This window comes from Rhizobium sp. BK060 (assembly GCF_014193145.1).
Classification (GTDB): Bacteria; Pseudomonadota; Alphaproteobacteria; order Rhizobiales; family Rhizobiaceae; genus Rhizobium.
The window spans coordinates 39,991-57,670 of sequence record NZ_JACHYW010000025.1 but is presented as its reverse complement, the minus strand read 5'-3'; the positions used below and the strand labels follow the sequence as shown (position 1 = coordinate 57,670).

General features: G+C 60.8%; 19 protein-coding genes. 5 read left to right on the top strand and 14 right to left on the bottom strand.

The window, feature by feature from the left end; translation table 11 throughout:
* Positions 1-17: 17 nt before the first annotated feature.
* Positions 18-491, bottom strand: a complete 474-nt coding sequence (locus tag FHT71_RS23870; RefSeq protein ID WP_132591749.1) for a TIGR02301 family protein — start codon at positions 489-491, stop codon at positions 18-20.
* A gap of 17 nt (positions 492-508) precedes the next feature.
* Complete coding sequence (locus FHT71_RS23865) at positions 509-928, bottom strand: NUDIX domain-containing protein (RefSeq protein ID WP_132591751.1); 420 nt, start codon at positions 926-928, stop codon at positions 509-511.
* Between the two features lie 88 nt (positions 929-1,016).
* Here FHT71_RS23865 and FHT71_RS23860 point away from each other — a divergent pair, with 88 nt between their 5' ends.
* From FHT71_RS23860 to FHT71_RS23850, 3 genes are read left to right on the top strand one after another with little or no spacing between them, the layout of a single operon-like run.
* Positions 1,017-1,337, top strand: a complete 321-nt coding sequence (locus FHT71_RS23860) for a YnfA family protein (RefSeq protein WP_007792393.1) — start codon at positions 1,017-1,019, stop codon at positions 1,335-1,337.
* 47 nt (positions 1,338-1,384) lie between these two features.
* Entirely contained in the window at positions 1,385-2,149 is a 765-nt protein-coding gene (locus FHT71_RS23855; protein ID WP_183722305.1) for an SOS response-associated peptidase, read from the top strand.
* 37 nt (positions 2,150-2,186) lie between these two features.
* Positions 2,187-2,810, top strand: coding sequence for a LysE/ArgO family amino acid transporter (locus tag FHT71_RS23850; RefSeq protein WP_183722302.1), 624 nt, complete (start codon positions 2,187-2,189; stop codon positions 2,808-2,810).
* 469 nt (positions 2,811-3,279) lie between these two features.
* Here the strand turns inward: FHT71_RS23850 and FHT71_RS23845 are convergent, their stop codons facing one another.
* The 5 genes from FHT71_RS23845 to FHT71_RS23825 all read right to left on the bottom strand — a co-directional run bounded on the left by FHT71_RS23845 (position 3,280) and on the right by FHT71_RS23825 (position 9,455).
* The gene (locus FHT71_RS23845) at positions 3,280-3,420 is read right to left on the bottom strand and encodes a hypothetical protein (RefSeq protein WP_007792383.1); all 141 of its coding nucleotides are present in this window, start codon (positions 3,418-3,420) and stop codon (positions 3,280-3,282) included.
* A 159-nt stretch (positions 3,421-3,579) separates the two neighbouring features.
* Positions 3,580-4,428: a CDP-diacylglycerol--serine O-phosphatidyltransferase gene (pssA, locus tag FHT71_RS23840; protein WP_183722299.1), complete on the bottom strand. Its 849-nt coding sequence runs from the start codon at positions 4,426-4,428 to the stop codon at positions 3,580-3,582.
* A gap of 17 nt (positions 4,429-4,445) precedes the next feature.
* Positions 4,446-5,144 carry a phosphatidylserine decarboxylase gene (locus FHT71_RS23835; RefSeq protein WP_132591757.1) on the bottom strand — a complete coding sequence of 233 codons (699 nt, stop codon included), beginning with the start codon at positions 5,142-5,144 and terminating at the stop codon, positions 4,446-4,448.
* A gap of 240 nt (positions 5,145-5,384) precedes the next feature.
* Positions 5,385-7,262, bottom strand: coding sequence for an ABC transporter ATP-binding protein/permease (locus FHT71_RS23830; protein WP_132591759.1), 1,878 nt, complete (start codon positions 7,260-7,262; stop codon positions 5,385-5,387).
* A gap of 195 nt (positions 7,263-7,457) precedes the next feature.
* Positions 7,458-9,455 carry an Ig-like domain-containing protein gene (locus tag FHT71_RS23825; protein ID WP_183722295.1) on the bottom strand — a complete coding sequence of 666 codons (1,998 nt, stop codon included), beginning with the start codon at positions 9,453-9,455 and terminating at the stop codon, positions 7,458-7,460.
* Between the two features lie 155 nt (positions 9,456-9,610).
* On the opposite strand from FHT71_RS23825, the gene FHT71_RS23820 reads away from it, so the two are divergent.
* On the top strand, positions 9,611-10,237 hold the full coding sequence (locus FHT71_RS23820) for a TIGR00730 family Rossman fold protein (RefSeq protein ID WP_132591763.1): 627 nt from the start codon (positions 9,611-9,613) through the stop codon (positions 10,235-10,237).
* 65 nt (positions 10,238-10,302) lie between these two features.
* On the opposite strand, the gene rarD is transcribed toward FHT71_RS23820, so the two are convergent.
* A complete protein-coding gene (gene rarD, locus FHT71_RS23815; protein WP_132591765.1) occupies positions 10,303-11,217 on the bottom strand; it encodes an EamA family transporter RarD in 915 nt (304 codons plus the stop codon).
* A gap of 108 nt (positions 11,218-11,325) precedes the next feature.
* On the opposite strand from rarD, the gene FHT71_RS23810 reads away from it, so the two are divergent.
* Positions 11,326-12,189, top strand: a complete 864-nt coding sequence (locus FHT71_RS23810; RefSeq protein WP_132591767.1) for an rRNA adenine N-6-methyltransferase family protein — start codon at positions 11,326-11,328, stop codon at positions 12,187-12,189.
* Between the two features lie 3 nt (positions 12,190-12,192).
* Here the strand turns inward: FHT71_RS23810 and cimA are convergent, their stop codons facing one another.
* From cimA to cysS, 6 genes are read right to left on the bottom strand one after another with little or no spacing between them, the layout of a single operon-like run.
* On the bottom strand, positions 12,193-13,809 hold the full coding sequence (cimA, locus tag FHT71_RS23805; RefSeq protein ID WP_132591769.1) for a citramalate synthase: 1,617 nt from the start codon (positions 13,807-13,809) through the stop codon (positions 12,193-12,195).
* A 30-nt stretch (positions 13,810-13,839) separates the two neighbouring features.
* Positions 13,840-14,799, bottom strand: coding sequence for a prolyl aminopeptidase (gene pip / locus FHT71_RS23800; RefSeq protein ID WP_132591771.1), 960 nt, complete (start codon positions 14,797-14,799; stop codon positions 13,840-13,842).
* Positions 14,796-15,272 carry a GFA family protein gene (locus tag FHT71_RS23795; RefSeq protein ID WP_183722292.1) on the bottom strand — a complete coding sequence of 159 codons (477 nt, stop codon included), beginning with the start codon at positions 15,270-15,272 and terminating at the stop codon, positions 14,796-14,798. The genes pip and FHT71_RS23795 overlap by 4 nt, the downstream gene beginning before the upstream one ends.
* Positions 15,269-15,757 carry a GFA family protein gene (locus FHT71_RS23790; RefSeq protein ID WP_007800880.1) on the bottom strand — a complete coding sequence of 163 codons (489 nt, stop codon included), beginning with the start codon at positions 15,755-15,757 and terminating at the stop codon, positions 15,269-15,271. Before FHT71_RS23790 ends, FHT71_RS23795 begins: the two co-directional genes overlap by 4 nt.
* On the bottom strand, positions 15,754-16,230 hold the full coding sequence (locus FHT71_RS23785) for a GFA family protein (RefSeq protein ID WP_007800882.1): 477 nt from the start codon (positions 16,228-16,230) through the stop codon (positions 15,754-15,756). Before FHT71_RS23785 ends, FHT71_RS23790 begins: the two co-directional genes overlap by 4 nt.
* On the bottom strand, positions 16,227-17,618 hold the full coding sequence (cysS, locus tag FHT71_RS23780) for a cysteine--tRNA ligase (protein ID WP_132591775.1): 1,392 nt from the start codon (positions 17,616-17,618) through the stop codon (positions 16,227-16,229). Before cysS ends, FHT71_RS23785 begins: the two co-directional genes overlap by 4 nt.
* Between the last annotated feature and the right edge of the window lie 62 nt (positions 17,619-17,680).

Genomic DNA, 17,680 nt, shown 5'->3' with positions numbered 1-17,680 from the left:
AAGAGGTTAATTAACCGTTAATTTCCGAACCGCGACGTAATTTCTGTGGCAAGTGTTGCACCTTCGGCACGGTATCGCTCTTCTGCCACGATGGCTGCCTGCGTGCAATCCGTATAAACCGACGCGAAGGCACGGTAGCCGCGATTGAAGGCCGCGGTTAGCTGTTCCTTGCGTTGCGGCTCGTCTTTGGCTTCTGAATCAAGCAATTGCTGCATGCGCCCTCGCCATTCGCCGCCGTTTTCCGCTTTACACAGAGTCCTCAGGTAGTGCACTGAGCCCAGCACTTCAGCAAGCCGTGAGAGCTTGTCGTCGTAGGGCACGGTGACCGTTTTTGGCGCATTCTCCTCCGGCAACGGTGTCGGCGCTGGGCCCTGTGCCCATACGCGGGCGGGTAGGACGGCGCTTGCGCACAATGCAAGAGACAGGAACACGCGTCGAACGGCAATCATGACCATAGTTGATACTCTGACAGTGACGGTAACAAGGCGCATGCAGGAGTTTCCACCGCTTATTCGCTGCCGGACGCCAAGCGTTCGGCACATTCAAGCACGCTTTGAGGGGTGGGTAGCCGGCGGATCTCCTCGACAGTGAACCAGCCGATATCGGCGGCGTCGTCGGCTGCGATGGCGACAGCCGTGCCGTCAGCCTCGACGCGAAACACGGAGAGAAAGAAGTGGCTGACGACAGCCCCGTCGGCGGCGTGTGTCTTCAGATCGTATGTCGCGAGAAGGTTAGGGCTCTCGGCCTTTATGCCTGTCTCCTCCTCGAACTCGCGCAAGGCTGTCTCCTCAGGCGTTTCGCCGGGTTCGGCCCGGCCTCCCGGGAAGGCATACATATCGGCCGACGGCGGATTGCGCCGGAGCACGAGGAGGAACCTGTCTCCACGCTGGAGGATAGCGGAGGACGCCGCCTTCGGAATGGAACTCATGGGGATGCCGCATTGATCTTGTGTTGGCTGTGCTTGGCGCCGCCGTCGTTCCGCCGGATATTGAGTTTGGCGATTCGAAGGAGCTATCGTGACTTATATCATCTATGCCGCTGCAGCTGTTTTCGAGATTGCCGGTTGCTTTGCTTTCTGGGCATGGCTGAGAATGGCAAAGCCCGTCTGGTGGTTGGCACCGGGCATGGTGTCCCTGGCGCTTTTTGCATGGCTCCTGACGTTTGTGCCAAGCGAGGCCGCCGGCCGCACCTTCGCCGCCTATGGCGGTATCTATATCGTGGCTTCCCTGATGTGGCTGTGGATCGTGGAAAGCCGGGTGCCCGACCGCTGGGACATCGGCGGTGCGCTCGTCTGCCTCTGCGGCACGGCAGTGATCCTGTTCGCGCCGCGTGGCTGAGTTAGACTAGCCTTGACCGCAACGGGTCGGAGTGCAAAGACATCCCTATGTGTGGACGTTATGCGCTGACGATATCCCCCGAAGAATTAAAGGAAATCCTCGGAATCATCGATCTCGAGGACTTTCCCACGCGCTTCAACATTGCCCCGACCCAGCCCATTCTCGTGGTCGTTTCTGATGAAACGCGGGAGAAGGGCAGCAACCTTCCGGAGCGGCGCGCGGTCCTCTTGCGCTGGGGATTTACACCGGGCTGGGTAAAAGACCCCAGGCAGTTTCCGCTCTTGATCAATGCCCGCGCCGAGACAGCGATCGGCAAGGCGTCGTTTCGCGCGGCCATACGCCATCGGCGCGTGCTCGTGCCCGCTTCCGGATTTTATGAATGGCATCGCCCGAGTAAGGAGAGCGGCGAAAAGTCCCAGGCCTATTGGATCAAGCCACGGCGCGGCGGCGTCGTCGCATTCGCGGGCCTGATGGAAACTTGGTCCTCTGCCGATGGTTCGGAAGTCGACACCGGCGCGATCCTGACGACTGCGGCAAATGCTGCCATCGCTTCGATCCATGACCGCATGCCCGTCGTCATCAAACCGGAGGACTTTTCGCGCTGGTTGGATTGCAAGACGCAGGAACCGCGCGACGTAGCCGACCTGATGAAACCGGTCGAGGAGGATTTTTTCGAGGCAATCCCCGTTTCCGACAAGGTCAACAAAGTGACCAATATGGGGGCCGATCTGCAGGACAGAGTGATGGTCGAGAAGCCGCCGTCGCTGCCTGAAAAGAAAAAGCCGGACGATGGCCAGCTGAGCTTCTTCTAATCCGACATTCCCACCGCATCATTTTCCGGAAAATTACATGATCTCCATCTCGGCCGCGCTTGCGGGCTTCTTCCTTGGTGCCTCGCTCATCATCGCAATCGGCGCACAGAACGCATTCATTCTGCGTCAAGGACTGCTGCGCTCGCACGTCTTCATCCTGTGCCTGATCTGCGCCTTATCAGATGCCGTGCTGATTGCCGCCGGCGTTGCCGGGCTTGGAACCCTCGTCTCCCGCTCGCCGACGCTCATCTCGCTCGTGACGATAGGGGGCGCGATCTTCCTCGGCACATATGCGGTTATGGCATTCCGCCGTGCATTTCATCCGGCCGCGATGCAGGCGGGTTCTCCGCAGGCTCTGGGCCTGAAGGCGGCCGTCGCGACATGCCTGGCCTTCACCTTTCTGAATCCGCATGTCTACCTGGATACGGTCGTTCTGCTCGGCAGCCTGTCCGCGGCCTATAGCGGCGCGGACCGCTTGGCCTACGGCCTCGGCGCGGCGACTGCATCGTTCGTCTGGTTCTTCGGATTGGGCTACGGCGCACGCCTGCTGCAGCCGGTCTTCGCAAAACCTGCTGCCTGGCGGGTTCTCGATGTCATAATCGGCATTGTCATGGCGTTGCTGGCGATCAGCCTGCTCGTTCGCTTCTGCAGCCCTGCTTAGGACTCCGGCATTCCGGCGAGCAACAACCCCTCGAGGATCGGCTCGATGCGGTCAGCGTTCTTGGCGGCTTGGCCGGCGCGGATACGGGCGACGGTGACACCGGGCGAGAACGCAAGCAGGCCTGTAAGTACCGCCGGCGTCCTCTATGCGCCCGAGCCGAGCATTGGCTGCAATCAGCATCCAGAAGCATGGACCGTAGTAGGCGTTGGCCGCCATGGACTTGTGCGCCCAGGCCAGCGCCTCTTCATAATTGCTGCGCACCATTTTCGACATGAGCCAGGCCGGTAAGGTTCCAATGAGCGCCCAGCCTGTTTGGCCTTAGTCGGTCATCGCGGCTCCGAGCTTGCTGATGCAAACGCGTCCTAACAAATCGGCGCAGTCAGGTCGCGCGCGATGATGGTACGCGTCGGATTTTCAATCAGTCCGCATAAGTAGAGCGGGCTGAGGGTAGCAGCCCGCGGCGCCGGCCCTAGGCAGTCTTCTTGACGAAGGGCGGCTTGCTCTTGAGCATCAGGGCGGCCGCAAGGACGGCCTTAAGGCCGAGCGGGCGGTAGTTAGCGCTGAGGTCGGACTTTGCCGGCTGTTCGACGCTTGTCTTCTTCGGGGTCACAATACTCTCCTTACGTGCTGTCCCTAGACTCTTATTTTTATTGCTCTTTTGCCTGTAATAGCGACAAAATAGAGGCGCCGCGTATCAGCAATTATGTATCCAATGCATAATTCGCGAGGCTTGAGTCAGGCATTCTTCCGCAAGGAAAGTCGGAAAATATCAGATGTGACGGCCGATATCGTCTTCGCCGACGCCGGGTTCCTCGATCGTCAGTGTACCGTATTTGCGCTTCCATTTGCGGGCGCCGAAGGGCAGCGTGAGGAGGTAAAGAACCGCGGTCACGACCATGACTTCCCAGGTAAAACTCGATAGCAGCGCAACGTAGAGAACGACGCCGAGCATGACAGGAAGCACCAGATCACGCCGCAGCCTGCTGCCCTCGGACTTGCCGGACCATACGGGCAGACGGCTGATGAGCAGGCACGCGATCAGAACCGTGTAGGCGGAGGAGACATAGGCGAAGGTACGATCCGTCGTCAGGCCGAGGAAGCCGAGATAGACGGGCAGCAGAACCAGCATCGCGCCGGCTGGCGCAGGCACGCCGACGAAATATTCGGACTGCCATGTTGCCTTGTTTTCGCGCTCGGCCATGACGTTGAAGCGAGCCAGGCGAAGACCCGCCGCAATGGAATAGATCAGGGCGGCGATCCAGCCGATCGAGCGGGCCTGATCCAGCGCAAAGACATAGACGACCAGTGCGGGCGCCACGCCAAAATTCACGATGTCCGCCAGTGAATCCATTTGCGCGCCGAACTTCGACGTCGCCTTCATCAGGCGCGCAACGCGGCCATCGATCCCGTCGAGGAATGCAGCGAGAAGAACCATGCCGACCGCCAGCTCGTACCGGTTCTCGAACGCAAGGCGGATACCCGTGAGGCCGGCGCAGATCGCCAATATCGTGATGAGGTTGGGGATGATGAGGCGAAGCGGGATTTCGCGAAGCCGCGGTCCGCGGCCCGAATCATCGGGAGGGCCATTGGGTTCGAAGGGCGGGAAGGGCGTTTCCATGTCGCTCTCCAGTACTGTTAGCTTCGGCGGCTGACGATCGGACCCTTGGCTGAGCCAAATTCGGCCAGCACCGTTTCTCCGGCGATTGCCGTCTGGCCGAGTGTCACGCGGGGTGCTGCGCCTGCCGGCAGAAATACGTCCAGGCGCGAGCCGAAGCGAATCAGGCCGAAACGCTCACCTGCATCCAGAGGTTCGTTCGGGTTTGCCCAGCACAGGATACGCCGTGCAACAAGTCCGGCGATTTGAACAACGCCGATCTGGCCATGCTTGGTTTCGATCACGAGGCCGTTGCGCTCGTTGTCCTCGCTTGCCTTGTCGAGCTCGGCATTCACGAAGCTGCCCGACCGGTAGTTGACACTGACGATCCGCCCGCGCGCCGGGGAGCGGTTCACGTGGCAGTTGAAGACGTTCATGAACACCGAGATGCGCAGCATCGGCTCGCTGCCGAGGTTCAGTTCGGCAGGCGGCACGACCAACTGGACGGACGACACCCTGCCATCGGCCGGGGAGATGACGAGATCGTCGTCCTGAGGCGTCATTCTCTCGGGGTCACGGAAGAAATAAGCGCACCACAGTGTCAGGAGCAGCCCGATCCAGAACAGCGGTTTGAAGATCCAGCCCAGGATCAGCGATGCGACGAAGAAGGCGGCGATGAAGGGATAACCTTCCTTGTGTACCGGAACGATCGTGTTGCGTACCGTATTGAACAAGCTCATTTATACCGCTCTCCTAAAGCATGTCTCCCAAAGGCGGGAGCCGGCTTCGGGCCAAAGACATGCGTGAAAACAAAGAACTAAAGCGCGACAAGCGAATCTCAAAGATCGCGCCGTGCTTTAGCATTCTTTTCTCACCGCTGGTTACAGGGAAACCGCCGCCGGGGCAATGCTACGGCTCCATGACCCACATCTGTGACAGGCTTCTGAACAGTAAAGCGGCCAGATTGCCGTCCACCCAGGCTAGCTCGCGGGCGCAAGCCTGTTCACGACGCCCATGTCGTCGCTCTCGCGGACCTGCTTCAGATGCTCTTCGGCCTGCGTGGCTTCGCGCTGGCGGTTCCACATCGAGGCATAGAGGCCGTTCTTTTGCAAAAGCGCGGCGTGCGTGCCGCGTTCAGCGATCTCGCCGCTTTTCAGAACGATGATTTCGTCCGCACTGATGACCGTGGACAGGCGGTGGGCAATGACGAGCGTCGTGCGGTTCTTGGATACGACATCGAGTGCGGTCTGGATGTCCCGCTCGGTGGTCGTGTCGAGAGCGGACGTGGCTTCGTCAAGGATCAGAATCGGTGGCGCCTTCAGGATCGTGCGCGCGATCGCGACGCGCTGCTTCTCGCCGCCCGAGAGCTTCAGGCCCCGCTCGCCGACCTTGGTATCAAAGCCCTCCGGCAGCAGATCGATGAAGTGCGCGATCTGGGCGATCTCGGCCGCAGCCTTTACGTCTGCATCAGTCGCCGATGGACGCCCGTAGCGGATGTTGTAGGCAACCGTATCGTTGAACAGGACAGTGTCTTGCGGAACCATGCCGATTGCCGATCGCAAGCTTTTTTGGGTCACCGTCCTGATGTCCTGGCCGTCAACCGAAACCGAACCGCTCTGGATATCGTAGAAACGGTAGAGCAGACGCGACAATGTCGATTTTCCGGCGCCCGATGGCCCAACGACGGCAACGGTCTTACCGGCCGGCACCTCGAAGGAAATGCCTTTGAGGATCGGACGGGCAGGGTCGTAGGAAAAATGCACGTCCTTGAAGGAGATGGCGCCTTGATTGATGTCCAGAGGGGCGGCATCGGGCGCATCCATCACTTCAGCCTTGACTTCGAGGAGATCGAACATCTGCTCGATATCCGTCAAGCCCTGGCGGATTTCGCGGTAGACGAAGCCGATGAAGTTCAACGGGACGGAAAGCTGCAGCAGCATGGCGTTGACGAAGACGAAGTCGCCGACGGTCTGCTCGCCGCGCTGGACCGCGAGCGCCGACAGGATGAGCATCACCGTCGTGCCAAGTCCGAAAATCACCCCCTGGCCGAAGTTGAGCCAGCCGAGCGAGGTCCAGACATCGGTGGCCGCTTTTTCGTAGCGTTCCATCGACCTGTCGAAGCGCCGGGCCTCCATCTCCTCGTTGCCGAAATACTTCACCGTCTCGAAGTTGAGGAGAGAATCGATCGCCTTTGTATTGGCGTCAGTATCGCTGTCGTTCATCGTGCGACGGATGGCGATGCGCCAGTCGCTGGCGCGGATCGTGAACCAGATATAGGCCCAGACTGTGAATGCGGTGACCGCGAGGTAGGAAAACCCATAGCCCCACCAGAAGACGATGGCCGTCAGCAGGAACTCAATCAGCGTCGGGACAGAGTTGAGAATCGTAAACCGCACGATGGTTTCGATTCCCTTTGTGCCGCGCTCGATAACACGCGAAAGCCCGCCCGTCTTTCTCTCGAGGTGAAAGCGCAATGACAATTCATGCATGTGCACGAAGGTCTTGTAGGCCAATTGCCGAACCGCGTGCTGCCCGACGCTGGCGAATAGCGCGTCGCGCAACTGGTTCAGACCGAGTTGGAGCAGGCGAGTGAGGTTGTAGGCGATGACCAATGCCGTCGCGCCGACAAGCAGGTCCGGCACCTTGCCGGCCAGGTCCATCTTGCCGTTCAGCGCATCCGTCGACCACTTGAAGAAATAGGGGACGAGCAGCAGCACGAACTTGGAAACAAGGAGATAGACCGACGCCCAGACCACTCGCATCTTGAGATCCGTCCGACCCGTCGGCCACATGTAGGGCCAGAGATTGAACAGTGTCTGCAGGAGGTTGGAATCAGAGACTGTTTTGTCATTTGCCATGCGAATCTCCCGCCGAAAGGGCGCTGCGTTGCCGACAAATTTGGGAGCGGCGGAAATGCCAAAAAGGCCTCGCCGGACATGATCGTCGTCACCGCCATATAGGGGTTGGCGGGAGCAATACAACAAATGGACGCCGCAGGAAAAGAGCGGCCGGACATGATCTCCGTCCAGCCGCTCGATTAGGGCATGATCGCCTTAGAGGTGCTCGCCCGAAAGCCGCTTGCGATGAAGCTCTTCCGCGTTCGGCAGGGCATCCTTGGGAAGGCCGAAAATCTGGCCCGGCAAGATGCGGTCCGGGTTTGTGATCTTGTCCTCGTTGGCGACATAGATCGTCGTATAGCGCACGCCCGCGCCGTAGATGCGCCGCGATATCTGCCAGAGTGTATCGCCGCGGCGGATGATGACCGTCTCGTTGCTCGGAGCGAGCGGTGCCTGCTCGATTGTCGTTGGCCCGCCTTGAGCTCCTGCGATTTCGTTGGTTGCGGGTGCATTCGCGGCCGGCGCAGTGGCAGAACCCGTCAGCTGGGCTATATCGCCGCCGAGCTTGCCGAGCGCATCGCCGACGGACTTCGCATCCGTGGGCAACGCCTGCAGCGTCTTCAGGGCACCCGCAGCGGTTTCTGCTGCCGTCGAGGCCTGCTGCTTGACGTCGGCTGCGGCATCGGCTGCGGTGCGAAAGTCCACGATGGCGCGGAGGGCAAACTCGTTGGCGGAGCGGGCTGCGGCGAGCTGTTCTGCTCCTGGCACCTTGCCGTCGGCAAAGAGCCCGCTAAGAAGAGAGAAGGCCTTGGCGGCATCATTCTTCAGCTTTCCGAGCGCACTCTCGTCAAGCGGCACCATCGCTGTGGGGCCTCCGGCCTGAGGGGTCGCGCCCTGCGCGGCAACCGTTACCTGATTTCCTTCCGGGCGGTTGAAGTTCACAAAGGCACGAACGGCGACCTTGTCGGCGTCATCGAGAACGTCGACGCGAATCTTGTGATCGCCAATTGCGAGCGGCATCACGCCGTCGACAACGAAATGACCGTCGGGACCAGCTTTCGCCTTGCCGATCAGCTTGTCATCGGCATAGGCGACGACGTTCGCCAAGGGCTTCGCCGTGCCTGCAACAAAGATCTTGTCGCCTTCAATTTCGACAGCGCTGACCATAACGTCGGCAGTCGTTGCGGGGCCAGGCTGCGCACCAGCAGCTGCAGGCGCGCTCGCCATATCCGTCGAGCCCGGCGCTTGGCTGGCGTTAGTTGCAGGCTGGCCCGACGACGCAGTGGAGGCAACCTCAGCATCCGGCTTGGGTGCCGTGATGATTCTGCTTGCGGTGCCGGGCTTGGAAACCATCGCCAGCAACTCGGAGCTCTTGCCATCCTTGGGGACGGATACGGTTGCGACCTCTTCCGATGTCGACGCCTTGCCATCCTTGCCGGTGGCTCGCAGGACGAGCTGGTGATCGCCGGCGGAAAGCGGATTGTCGAGCACCGCGACAAAATCGCCGGTCGGACCGACGTCCGTCGTGGTCACGACTTTGTCCCCGTCCATGATTTCAAGCTTGCTGTTCGGTTCGGCCGAGCCGGCGATAACCGTCGAGCCATCCGGTTCTACGCGCAGCACGTCGAAGGTCGGGAGGTTGTTGGCGTTTTCGGCAGGGGACGCCGCGGACGGCGGCTGGTTGGCGGGTGCTGTTAGCTCAGGCGAGGCGGTCAGCGCTGCTTCGGCTTTCGCGATCGCGGCTGCCGCGTCGGCGGTGTTTTCCGGCAGCGCCTTGATGATGGTCAGTGCCTTGGCTGCGCCATCCTTGATCTTGGTGGCGGCCGCCGCCGTCACCGGGTTCGTGCCTTCCGGGATTGCAAGATCGGCGAGGGTCTGCAAAGAGGTCGTCGCCTTCGACTTGGCCGCTTCGAAAACTTCTTGGGTCGGGTCATTGCCGTCTGCAAAGAGCGCCTTAAGTTCCGAAATGGACTGGCCTGCCTCCGAAGCAAGGCGACCGACTTTCCGGGTCGTTTCGGCATCGTCGGGGGCTGACGGGCGTGAAGTCTTGGCAGATTCGGTAACCGTCTTCTTCACTTCGGAGCCGGCCTGGTTTATTGCGTCACCAACTTTGGCGGCGTCTCCGCCGATGCGGGGCATGACGAAAAAGACCATCAAAAGAATTGCGACTACAAGCACTGCAAGGGCCAGCAAGCCGGCACGGTTTCTCATCATCACGTCTCCCCAGGCGGCAATCTTGCCGGACTTCCTAAAATTGCTAGCGATTCCCGCTGCTTTGCACAAGCAGTCAAAGTAGCCGGGCAAATGTGAGACGCAGGTTTTCCGTCATTTTTCTTGACTGGAGCCAGAGAGAATAGTTGTTTGCCCGTATGACAGATCAATCTCATTCCATTCGCTCCATCTGTGTTTACTGCGGCTCGCGACCGGGCAGCGATCCCCGCCATATGGCAGCCGGCCGTGCGCTGGGTAAGGAAATCGCCGAGTATGGCCTGCGCCTCGTCTATGGTGGAGGCACCAAGGGCATAATGGGGGCTGTGGCGAGCGGCGTGCTTTCGAACGGTGGTCAGGTAACCGGCATCATCCCCGAGTTCCTGATCGACATGGAGGCTACGCGCCATTCCCTCGGCCAGCTCAATGAGTTGATTGTAACGCCTGATATGCATACGCGCAAACATGCCATGTTCGAGCGCTCCGATGCCTTCGTCGCGCTGCCGGGCGGGATCGGCACGCTGGAGGAAATCGTCGAGATCATGACCTGGGCGCAGCTCGGCCGTCACGAGAAGCCGATGGTGTTTGCCAATATCGGCGGCTTCTGGGATCCGATGATGGAGCTCATGCGCCACATGACAGACGAAGGTTTCGTCCACACGGCCCATCGCGTCCAGCCGCTCGTTATAGACGACATATCCGAAATCATCCCCGGCATCATGGCACAGGCGGCCGAAATCGCATCGCTGGACCGCGAGGGCGAGGATGCGGTGATCTCGAAGATGTAACGCCGTCCCTAGATCAGGATGACTTTAGGCCCGATGGGCTGAAATCTGGACGACCCGGGATCCTGCTAGCGCTCCCGGCTCCCCTTGAGCATCGCCCAGCTGTAGAGGAACAAGCCCGCCCAGATCAGTGGGAAGGCGATCATGCGCGCGATGCCGAGCGGTTCGTGGAACATGAAGATCGCGATGAGGAAGATCATCGTCGGCGCGATGTACTGCATGATGCCGATGGTCGAAAGCCGCAACAGCTTGGCGCCATTGGCATAGATCATCAGCGGTACGGCGGTGACGATGCCGCATCCGAGCAGCAGGGCGGTATCGGCCCAGCCGGTGCGATAGAAGTGTCCTTCACCGCTGCCGAGCTCCAGATAGAGAACGTAGAACAGCGCCGGGACGCTGAGGATCAAAACCTCGAGGAAGAAACCCTGGTTCGGGCCGAGCGGCAACGTCTTGCGAAACAGAGCATAGAGACCCCAGGAAATCGTCAGCGTCAGCGCTATCCAGGGAATGCCGCCGCTATCAAGCGCCAGTACGACGACCGCAAGGCCAGCCAACGCAATAGCTGCGATTTGCGCCGGGCGCAGCCGCTCCTTCAGCACGACCGCGCCAAGGAAGATGCTGAACAGCGGGTTGATGAAGTAGCCGAGCGCCGCATCGATCGCGTGGCCACTGCCGATCGCCCAGACATAGGTGCCCCAATTGACGGTGATCAGCGCAGCAGTGAGCGCCGCCATGGCCAGCATCTGCGGCGACCGCAAGGCAGTGCGGATATCTTGCGTTCGGCCGAGGACGATGAGCACTAGACCCGCCAAGGGCAAGGACCAGAGGATGCGATGAGCGATGACCTCCGCCGGCGAAATATGAGCGACGGCCTTCATGTAGATCGGAAGGAAACCCCACAGAAGATACGCCGTCAGTGCAAAGGCGAAGCCACGTGGACTGTCTTCGTTCTTGACGATCGGAGCGCTTGCATTGGCGGACATCGAGTGTTTCCATATTTGTTCTTGTTATGGATCCGCTTAACGTAACGGACGTGAATAGGCCAATTCATTTCGGTGAATAGATGCTGGCCCATCGCGACGGTGAAGACCATGGACGAAGAAGCTCTTGCGAACTGCCGCAGAGCATTTGCCTCCCGGGTACTTGCGAAGGAAGGCGTGCAAGACGACGACGCGCTGCTACAGGCCTTTGCAGCGGTACCGCGCGAGCGGTTCCTAGGGCCGCCGCCATGGAAGATGGCGGGATGGGGAGGCTATGTCGATGCCTCGGGAGATCCCTCTGTCGTCTATCAGGACGTGCTGTTTGCGCTTCAGCATGAACGGCATATCAACAACGGCAGCCCGAGCCTTCACGCCCGGGGAATCCACAAGTTGGCGCTCCGTCAGGGGGATACCGTCTGTCATGTGGGCGCCGGCAGCGGCTACTACACGGCAATCATGTCCCTGCTTGTTGGCAGCGGCGGTCATGTCACCGCCGTCGAATTCGATGGCGAACTGGCGATGCGGGCAGAAGAAAATCTCCGCGACTATCCGAATGTTCGCGTTGTCCATGGCAATGGGGTCGAATGGCCGCGCGAGCCGACAGATGCCGTCTATGTGAACTTTGCCATCCACTTCCCAGCCGAAGCCTGGGTGGAGCGATTGAGTGTCGGCGGCCGGCTGATCCTGCCGCTGGGCGTCCCTGATGTCGATGCGGCGGGGCCGACCGGTCTTGGTTCCTGCGCTGGCTTCTTCCTGTTCCGCCGCGAAGACCTTGGTTACGCTGCCGAATATCTTGGGCCCGTCGCGTTTGTCTGGGCGGAGGCCGTAAAGGGTGGGTTCGATACTTACCGGCGGCTGGAGGCCGCCTTCTACAAGGGTGGTGTGGAACAGGTCCGCGCCCTGCGCTGGAAGACCGCACGACAGGGCAGGGAGTGGTATTCGGAGGCGGATTGGGGCCTCGTCTTCGGTGCCTGACGCCTACTCGGCGGCGATCTTGCCGGCCAGTTGTCGGTTCTTCATGAGCTTGTAGATCACCGAGTCCATCAGCGCCTGGAACGACGCATCGATGATGTTCTCAGACACGCCGACCGTCCACCAGCGAACGCCGTCACTATCGGTAGATTCGATGAGAACGCGGGTGATCGCCTCGGTACCGCCGTTGAGGATACGGACCTTGAAGTCGGCCAGCACCAGATCGTCGATCTCGTGCTGGTATTTGCCGAAGTCCTTGCGCAGTGCGAGGTCCAGCGCATTGACCGGACCGTCGCCTTCTGCCACCGACATGATCGTCTGCCCGTCGATGACGACCTTCACCACCGCTTCCGAGACGATCTTAACTCGCCCGTGGGAATCGAAGCGGCGCTCGACCATCACGCGGAACCCCTCGATCGAGAAAAATTCCGGGATGGTTCCGAGGGTCCGCCGAGCAAGCAGCTCGAAGCTCGCATCGGCGCCCTCATAGGCATAGCCCGATGCCTCGCGCTCCTTGACCAGCGCGATCAGGCGGTCGAGCTTCGGATCGTCCTTGCCGACCTCGATGCCGCGCCGCTTCAGTGCGTTAATGAAGTTCGCCTTGCCCCCCTGGTCAGAGACCATGACCTTGCGGAAATTACCGACGCTTTCAGGCGTCACATGCTCATAAGTGCGCGGATCCTTGAGCAAAGCCGAAGCATGAATGCCAGCCTTTGTCGCAAAGGCAGACGCGCCGACATAAGGCATCTGATGATCGGGCGAGCGGTTCAACAGCTCGTCGAAAGCGTGCGAGAGTCGTGTGAGATTCAACAATCGCTCGGTGTCGATCGAGGTTTCGAACCGGGATGAATACGCTTCCTTCAGCGCCAGCGTCGGGATTAGGGTCACGAGGTTGGCATTGCCGCAGCGCTCGCCGATGCCGTTCAGCGTGCCCTGAATCTGTCGCACACCCGCTTCCACGGCGGCAAGCGAATTGGCGACCGCCTGACCGGTGTCGTTGTGCGCGTGGATGCCAAGACAGTGACCGGGAACGCCCGCCGCAATAACCGCTTGGACGATGGTCCGGATTTCCGGCGGCTGCGTACCGCCATTGGTATCGCAGAGCACGACCCAGCGTGCGCCGGACTCATAGGCGATCTTGGCGCAGGCGATAGCATAGGCGGGGTTTGCCTTGTAGCCGTCGAAGAAATGTTCGCAGTCGACCAATGCCTCCTTGCCGGCGGCGACGGCGGCCTTGACGCTCTCAGCGATGCTTTCGAGGTTTTCCTCGTTCGTGCAACCGAGCGCCACCTTCACATGGTAGTCCCAGCTCTTGGCGACAAAACAGATCGCGTCACTCTTGGCCTGCAGCAGGCTTGCCAGGCCCGGGTCGTTCGAGGCCGAAACACCGGCTCGTTTCGTCATCCCGAAGGCGACGAAGCGAGCTTGTGTCGTGCGCTTCTCGGCGAAAAAGGCAGTATCCGTCGGATTGGCGCCGGGATAGCCGCCTTCGACATAATCAAGTCCGAACTCATCAAGCATGGTCGCGATCGCAATCTTGTCCTCGACGGAGAAGTCGATGCCGGGCGTCTGCTGCCCGTCGCGGAGCGTCGTGTCGAAGAGGTAGATCTTTTCGCGTGTCATGATGGTGATCCTGTCGGCCTTGTGGGCTCGTTATTGCTTTCCGGCGAACTTGTCTGTGGCGCGGATCAGCTTGTCGAGGATGCCGGGCTCCGAAAACGCATGCCCCGCGCCTTCGATCAGATGGAACTCCGCCGTTGGCCATGCCTTGTGCAGCAGCCAGGCATACTTTGCCGGGCAGGGCATGTCGTAACGGCCATGCACGATGACGCCGGGAATGTCCTTCAGCTTATGGGCATCATGCAGCAGCTGGCCTTCGTCCATCCAGCCGGCATTGACGAAGAAGTGGTTCTCGATGCGGGCGAAAGCATAGGCGAAGTCGGCCTCCTCGAACTTGCCGCTGGTCGACTTTTCCGGCAGCAGCGTGATCGTTTCGCCTTCCCAGATGCTCCAGGCTTGGGCCGCTTGAAGGGCAACGGCCCGGTCCGACCCGGTCAGTCGGCGATTGTAGGCCAGCATCATCTCATGGCGTTCTTCCGGTGGGATCGGCGCGATGAAGCACTCCCATTTGTCGGGGAACATCTCCGACACGCCGAACTGATAATACCAGTCGAGCTCGGCTCTGGTGAGCGTATAGATGCCGCGCACAACCAGCTCGGAAACGCGCTCCGGGTGCTTCTCGGCATAGGCGAGCGCCAGCGTCGAACCCCATGAGCCACCGAACACCTGCCATTTCTCGACGCCTGCCATCTCGCGCAGCCGTTCGATGTCGGCGACGAGGTGCCAGGTCGTGTTGGCATTGAGGTCTGCGTGTGGCGTGGACTTGCCGCAGCCACGCTGGTCGAACAGCAGCACATCGTAGAGTGCGGGATCGAACAAGCGGCGGTGGCTCGGCGAAAAGCCGCCGCCGGGACCGCCGTGCAGGAACACTGCCGGTTTTGCACCCGGTGTGCCCGAACGCTCCCAATAGATCTTGTGGCCGTCACCGACGTCGAGGTGGCCCGACGCATAGGGTTCGATCTCGGGATAGAGGGTACGGAGCACTTCAGTCATATTTTGACGCCTTCGGCTGGCCAGGTTGCAGTATCGTGATCGGGATGCTGGAAGGAGATGATCGCCTCCTGCCGCGCGCAATAATCGGGGTCCGTGTGAACAGGCTGATCGAAGATCGTCTCGACCCACGGAATGCGTGCGTCGTAATTGACCTGGATTTGCGGTGCCAGATCGCTGCGATCGTCGAAGGTGCCGATCGCCAACTCCAACCCGCCGGGGTGTCGATAGGTCATGGGCGTGCCGCAGTTCTTGCAAAAGCCGCGATCGATATTGACGGAAGACTGGAAATAGCTGGGCTCGCCGCGCGTCCACTCCATGCCTTCGTCAGGTGCGGTGACGAGAGCGGAGAAGAAGCCGCCGAACTGCTTTTGGCACATGCGGCAATGGCAGATCGAAGGGCGGCCAAGTTTGCCGCTGATGCGGAATCTGACTGCGCCGCACTGGCAACCGCCGGCTCGAATGGGTTCGCTCATGCTGACGCTCCGGTTGGCCAATGGGCTGTGTCGTGGTCGGGGTGCTGATGATTGCTCGCGGCAATCGCGTTTTCGCGCTCGGGTGTTTCTGGTTCCGGCTCGACGGGCAGGGCATCGAGTTTGTGAAACCAGCTCATCTTGCGTCCGGTGTTCGATTGCATCACCGGCTTGACGCTATCGGGATCGTCCAATGAACCGAGCACGATGTTGATGAAGTCCGCACCTGGAACATCGTAGAAAAGCGGTGTCCCGCAGTCCGCGCAAAAGCCGCGGCGCACGATATCGGAAGAGTGAAACCATTTGGGCTCGCCGCGCGTCAGTGCGAAATCCGTTCGCTTCGCCGCGGCCAGCGGCATGAAATAGTTCCCGGCGGCCTTCTGGCACATGCGGCAATGGCAGAGGTGCGGATAACCGAGTTCGCCGACGGCCCGGTAACGAACCGCACCGCATTGGCAACCTCCACTCAGAGCCACAGCTGGTGTCATGGATTTCTCTCCTCGGGCCACGTCGTCGTGTCATGGTCCGGATGCTGGTAGGAGACGATGTCGAGCACGAAGGGGGCCGCCTCGGCATCCTCTTCGGTCTCGCGCGCGGGCAACTCATGCAGGTGGTCAACGAAGCCGATCTTGCCTTCGGTGCCAAACTGGATGACTGGCGGAAGGGCGGACGGATCATCGAAGGCGCCTGCTGCGACCGCCATGCCATCCGGCGCCTCGTAAGTCAGCGGCGTGCCGCAATCGGCGCAGAAGCCGCGCTCGACCACGTTGGACGAACGAAAGCGCTTGCGCTTGCCGCGCGTCCATTCGAACTCGGCGCCACGCACGGAGACCAGCGGTGCGTAATAGGCACCGAACGCCTTCTGACACATGCGGCAATGACAGATGGACGAATCCTTCAACATTCCGCGAACGCGGAAGCGGATCGCCCCGCACTGGCAGCCGCCGGTATAGGTGCTCATCTCTTCACCTCCCACTTGGTCACTCGTTCGCCGGTGGCCGGATCCTTGCCGTCCTTGAGCTGGACGCCTTCGGCAAGCAGCGTGTCGCGGATCTTGTCGGCCTCGGCGAAGTTCTTCGCCTTAAGCAATTCGAGCCGCGCCTTCACGCGCCGGTCGATTTCGATGGCGACCGCTTCGTCGATCTCGGCCTTCTCAGGCAGAACGCCGAGCAAAGCCGCGCTGGCGGCGAATGTCGCGTGATCGCCGGACTGGGCAAGCGCATGCAACGCCTGGATGGCTGCCACCGTGTTGAGGTCGTCGGCCAAGGCGCTGAGGACAGCAGCGTCGGGCTGCGCGCCCGCAGCGTCTGCTGCCGGCCATTTGGCGAGCACCCGTTCGGCCTCCTCCAGCCGCTTGACCGAAAAATCGATCGGCTCGCGGTAGTGGGTCATCAGCATGGCAAGACGCAGGACTTCGCCGGGCCACTGCCGGCCGCCGAACTTCTCGGTGTGCAGCAACTCGTAGATAGTGACGAAATTGCCTTCCGACTTCGACATCTTTCGGCCCTCGACCTGCAGAAAGCCGTTGTGCATCCAGACGTTCGCCATGACCTTGGTGCCGTGGGCGCAACGCGATTGGGCGATCTCGTTCTCATGGTGGGGGAAGATCAGGTCGAGACCGCCGCCGTGAATGTCGAAGACCTCGCCGAGGTAGCGCTCGCTCATGGCCGAGCACTCGATATGCCATCCCGGACGACCGCGCCCCCAGGGGCTCTCCCAGCCGGGCTCGCTCTCGCTCGAAAGCTTCCACAGCACGAAGTCGCCGGGGTTTTTCTTGTGCGCCTCGACCGCGACGCGGGCGCCGGCCTGCTGTTCCTCGAGGTTGCGCCTGGAAAGCGCGCCGTAATCTGCCATGGATTTCGTGTTGAACAGCACTTCGCCGGCCGCCTGATAGGCGTGACCCTTGGCAATCAGCTTCTCGATGATCTCGATCATCTGGGCGATGTTGTCGGTCGCCCGCGGCTGGATCGTCGGATCAAGGCAGCCGAGGGCCTTGGCGTCTTGGAGATATTGCGTCTCGGTTCTTTCGGTGACCAGCCGGATCGCCTCGTTCAGCGGCAAACCGGGGTGGTCGCGCAGAGCCCGCGCATTGATCTTGTCGTCGACGTCGGTGATGTTGCGCGCGTAGGTGACATGTTCGGCGCCATAGACATGGTTCAGCAGCCGAAACAGCACGTCGAAGACGATAGCGGGACGCGCGTTGCCGATATGGGCGTAGTCATAAACAGTCGGGCCGCAGACATACATGCGGACGTTTAGCGGATCGATCGGCGCAAACGCCGTCTTTTCGCGCGACAGCGTGTTGTAAAGCTTTAGTTCCGGCTTCTTAGTGTCTGGCGCGCCGGCCATGTCTACTCTCCCAAAATGCAATGATCCGAAAAATACTTCCACCGGCGGGCCGGGGCGTTTCT

Bases quoted from the DNA above. Each gene is read 5' to 3' on its own strand.
- FHT71_RS23870 (WP_132591749.1), bottom strand. From the start codon at position 491: ATGCGCCTTGTTACCGTCACTGTCAGAGTATCAACTATGGTCATGATT.
- FHT71_RS23865 (WP_132591751.1), bottom strand. From the start codon at position 928: ATGAGTTCCATTCCGAAGGCGGCGTCCTCCGCTATCCTCCAGCGTGGA.
- FHT71_RS23855 (WP_183722305.1), top strand. From the start codon at position 1,385: ATGTGTGGACGTTATGCGCTGACGATATCCCCCGAAGAATTAAAGGAA.
- FHT71_RS23850 (WP_183722302.1), top strand. From the start codon at position 2,187: ATGATCTCCATCTCGGCCGCGCTTGCGGGCTTCTTCCTTGGTGCCTCG.
- pssA (WP_183722299.1), bottom strand. From the start codon at position 4,428: ATGGAAACGCCCTTCCCGCCCTTCGAACCCAATGGCCCTCCCGATGAT.
- FHT71_RS23835 (WP_132591757.1), bottom strand. From the start codon at position 5,144: ATGAGCTTGTTCAATACGGTACGCAACACGATCGTTCCGGTACACAAG.
- FHT71_RS23830 (WP_132591759.1), bottom strand. From the start codon at position 7,262: ATGGCAAATGACAAAACAGTCTCTGATTCCAACCTCCTGCAGACACTG.
- FHT71_RS23825 (WP_183722295.1), bottom strand. From the start codon at position 9,455: ATGATGAGAAACCGTGCCGGCTTGCTGGCCCTTGCAGTGCTTGTAGTC.
- FHT71_RS23820 (WP_132591763.1), top strand. From the start codon at position 9,611: ATGACAGATCAATCTCATTCCATTCGCTCCATCTGTGTTTACTGCGGC.
- rarD (WP_132591765.1), bottom strand. From the start codon at position 11,217: ATGTCCGCCAATGCAAGCGCTCCGATCGTCAAGAACGAAGACAGTCCA.
- FHT71_RS23810 (WP_132591767.1), top strand. From the start codon at position 11,326: ATGGACGAAGAAGCTCTTGCGAACTGCCGCAGAGCATTTGCCTCCCGG.
- cimA (WP_132591769.1), bottom strand. From the start codon at position 13,809: ATGACACGCGAAAAGATCTACCTCTTCGACACGACGCTCCGCGACGGG.
- pip (WP_132591771.1), bottom strand. From the start codon at position 14,799: ATGACTGAAGTGCTCCGTACCCTCTATCCCGAGATCGAACCCTATGCG.
- FHT71_RS23795 (WP_183722292.1), bottom strand. From the start codon at position 15,272: ATGAGCGAACCCATTCGAGCCGGCGGTTGCCAGTGCGGCGCAGTCAGA.
- FHT71_RS23790 (WP_007800880.1), bottom strand. From the start codon at position 15,757: ATGACACCAGCTGTGGCTCTGAGTGGAGGTTGCCAATGCGGTGCGGTT.
- FHT71_RS23785 (WP_007800882.1), bottom strand. From the start codon at position 16,230: ATGAGCACCTATACCGGCGGCTGCCAGTGCGGGGCGATCCGCTTCCGC.
- cysS (WP_132591775.1), bottom strand. From the start codon at position 17,618: ATGGCCGGCGCGCCAGACACTAAGAAGCCGGAACTAAAGCTTTACAAC.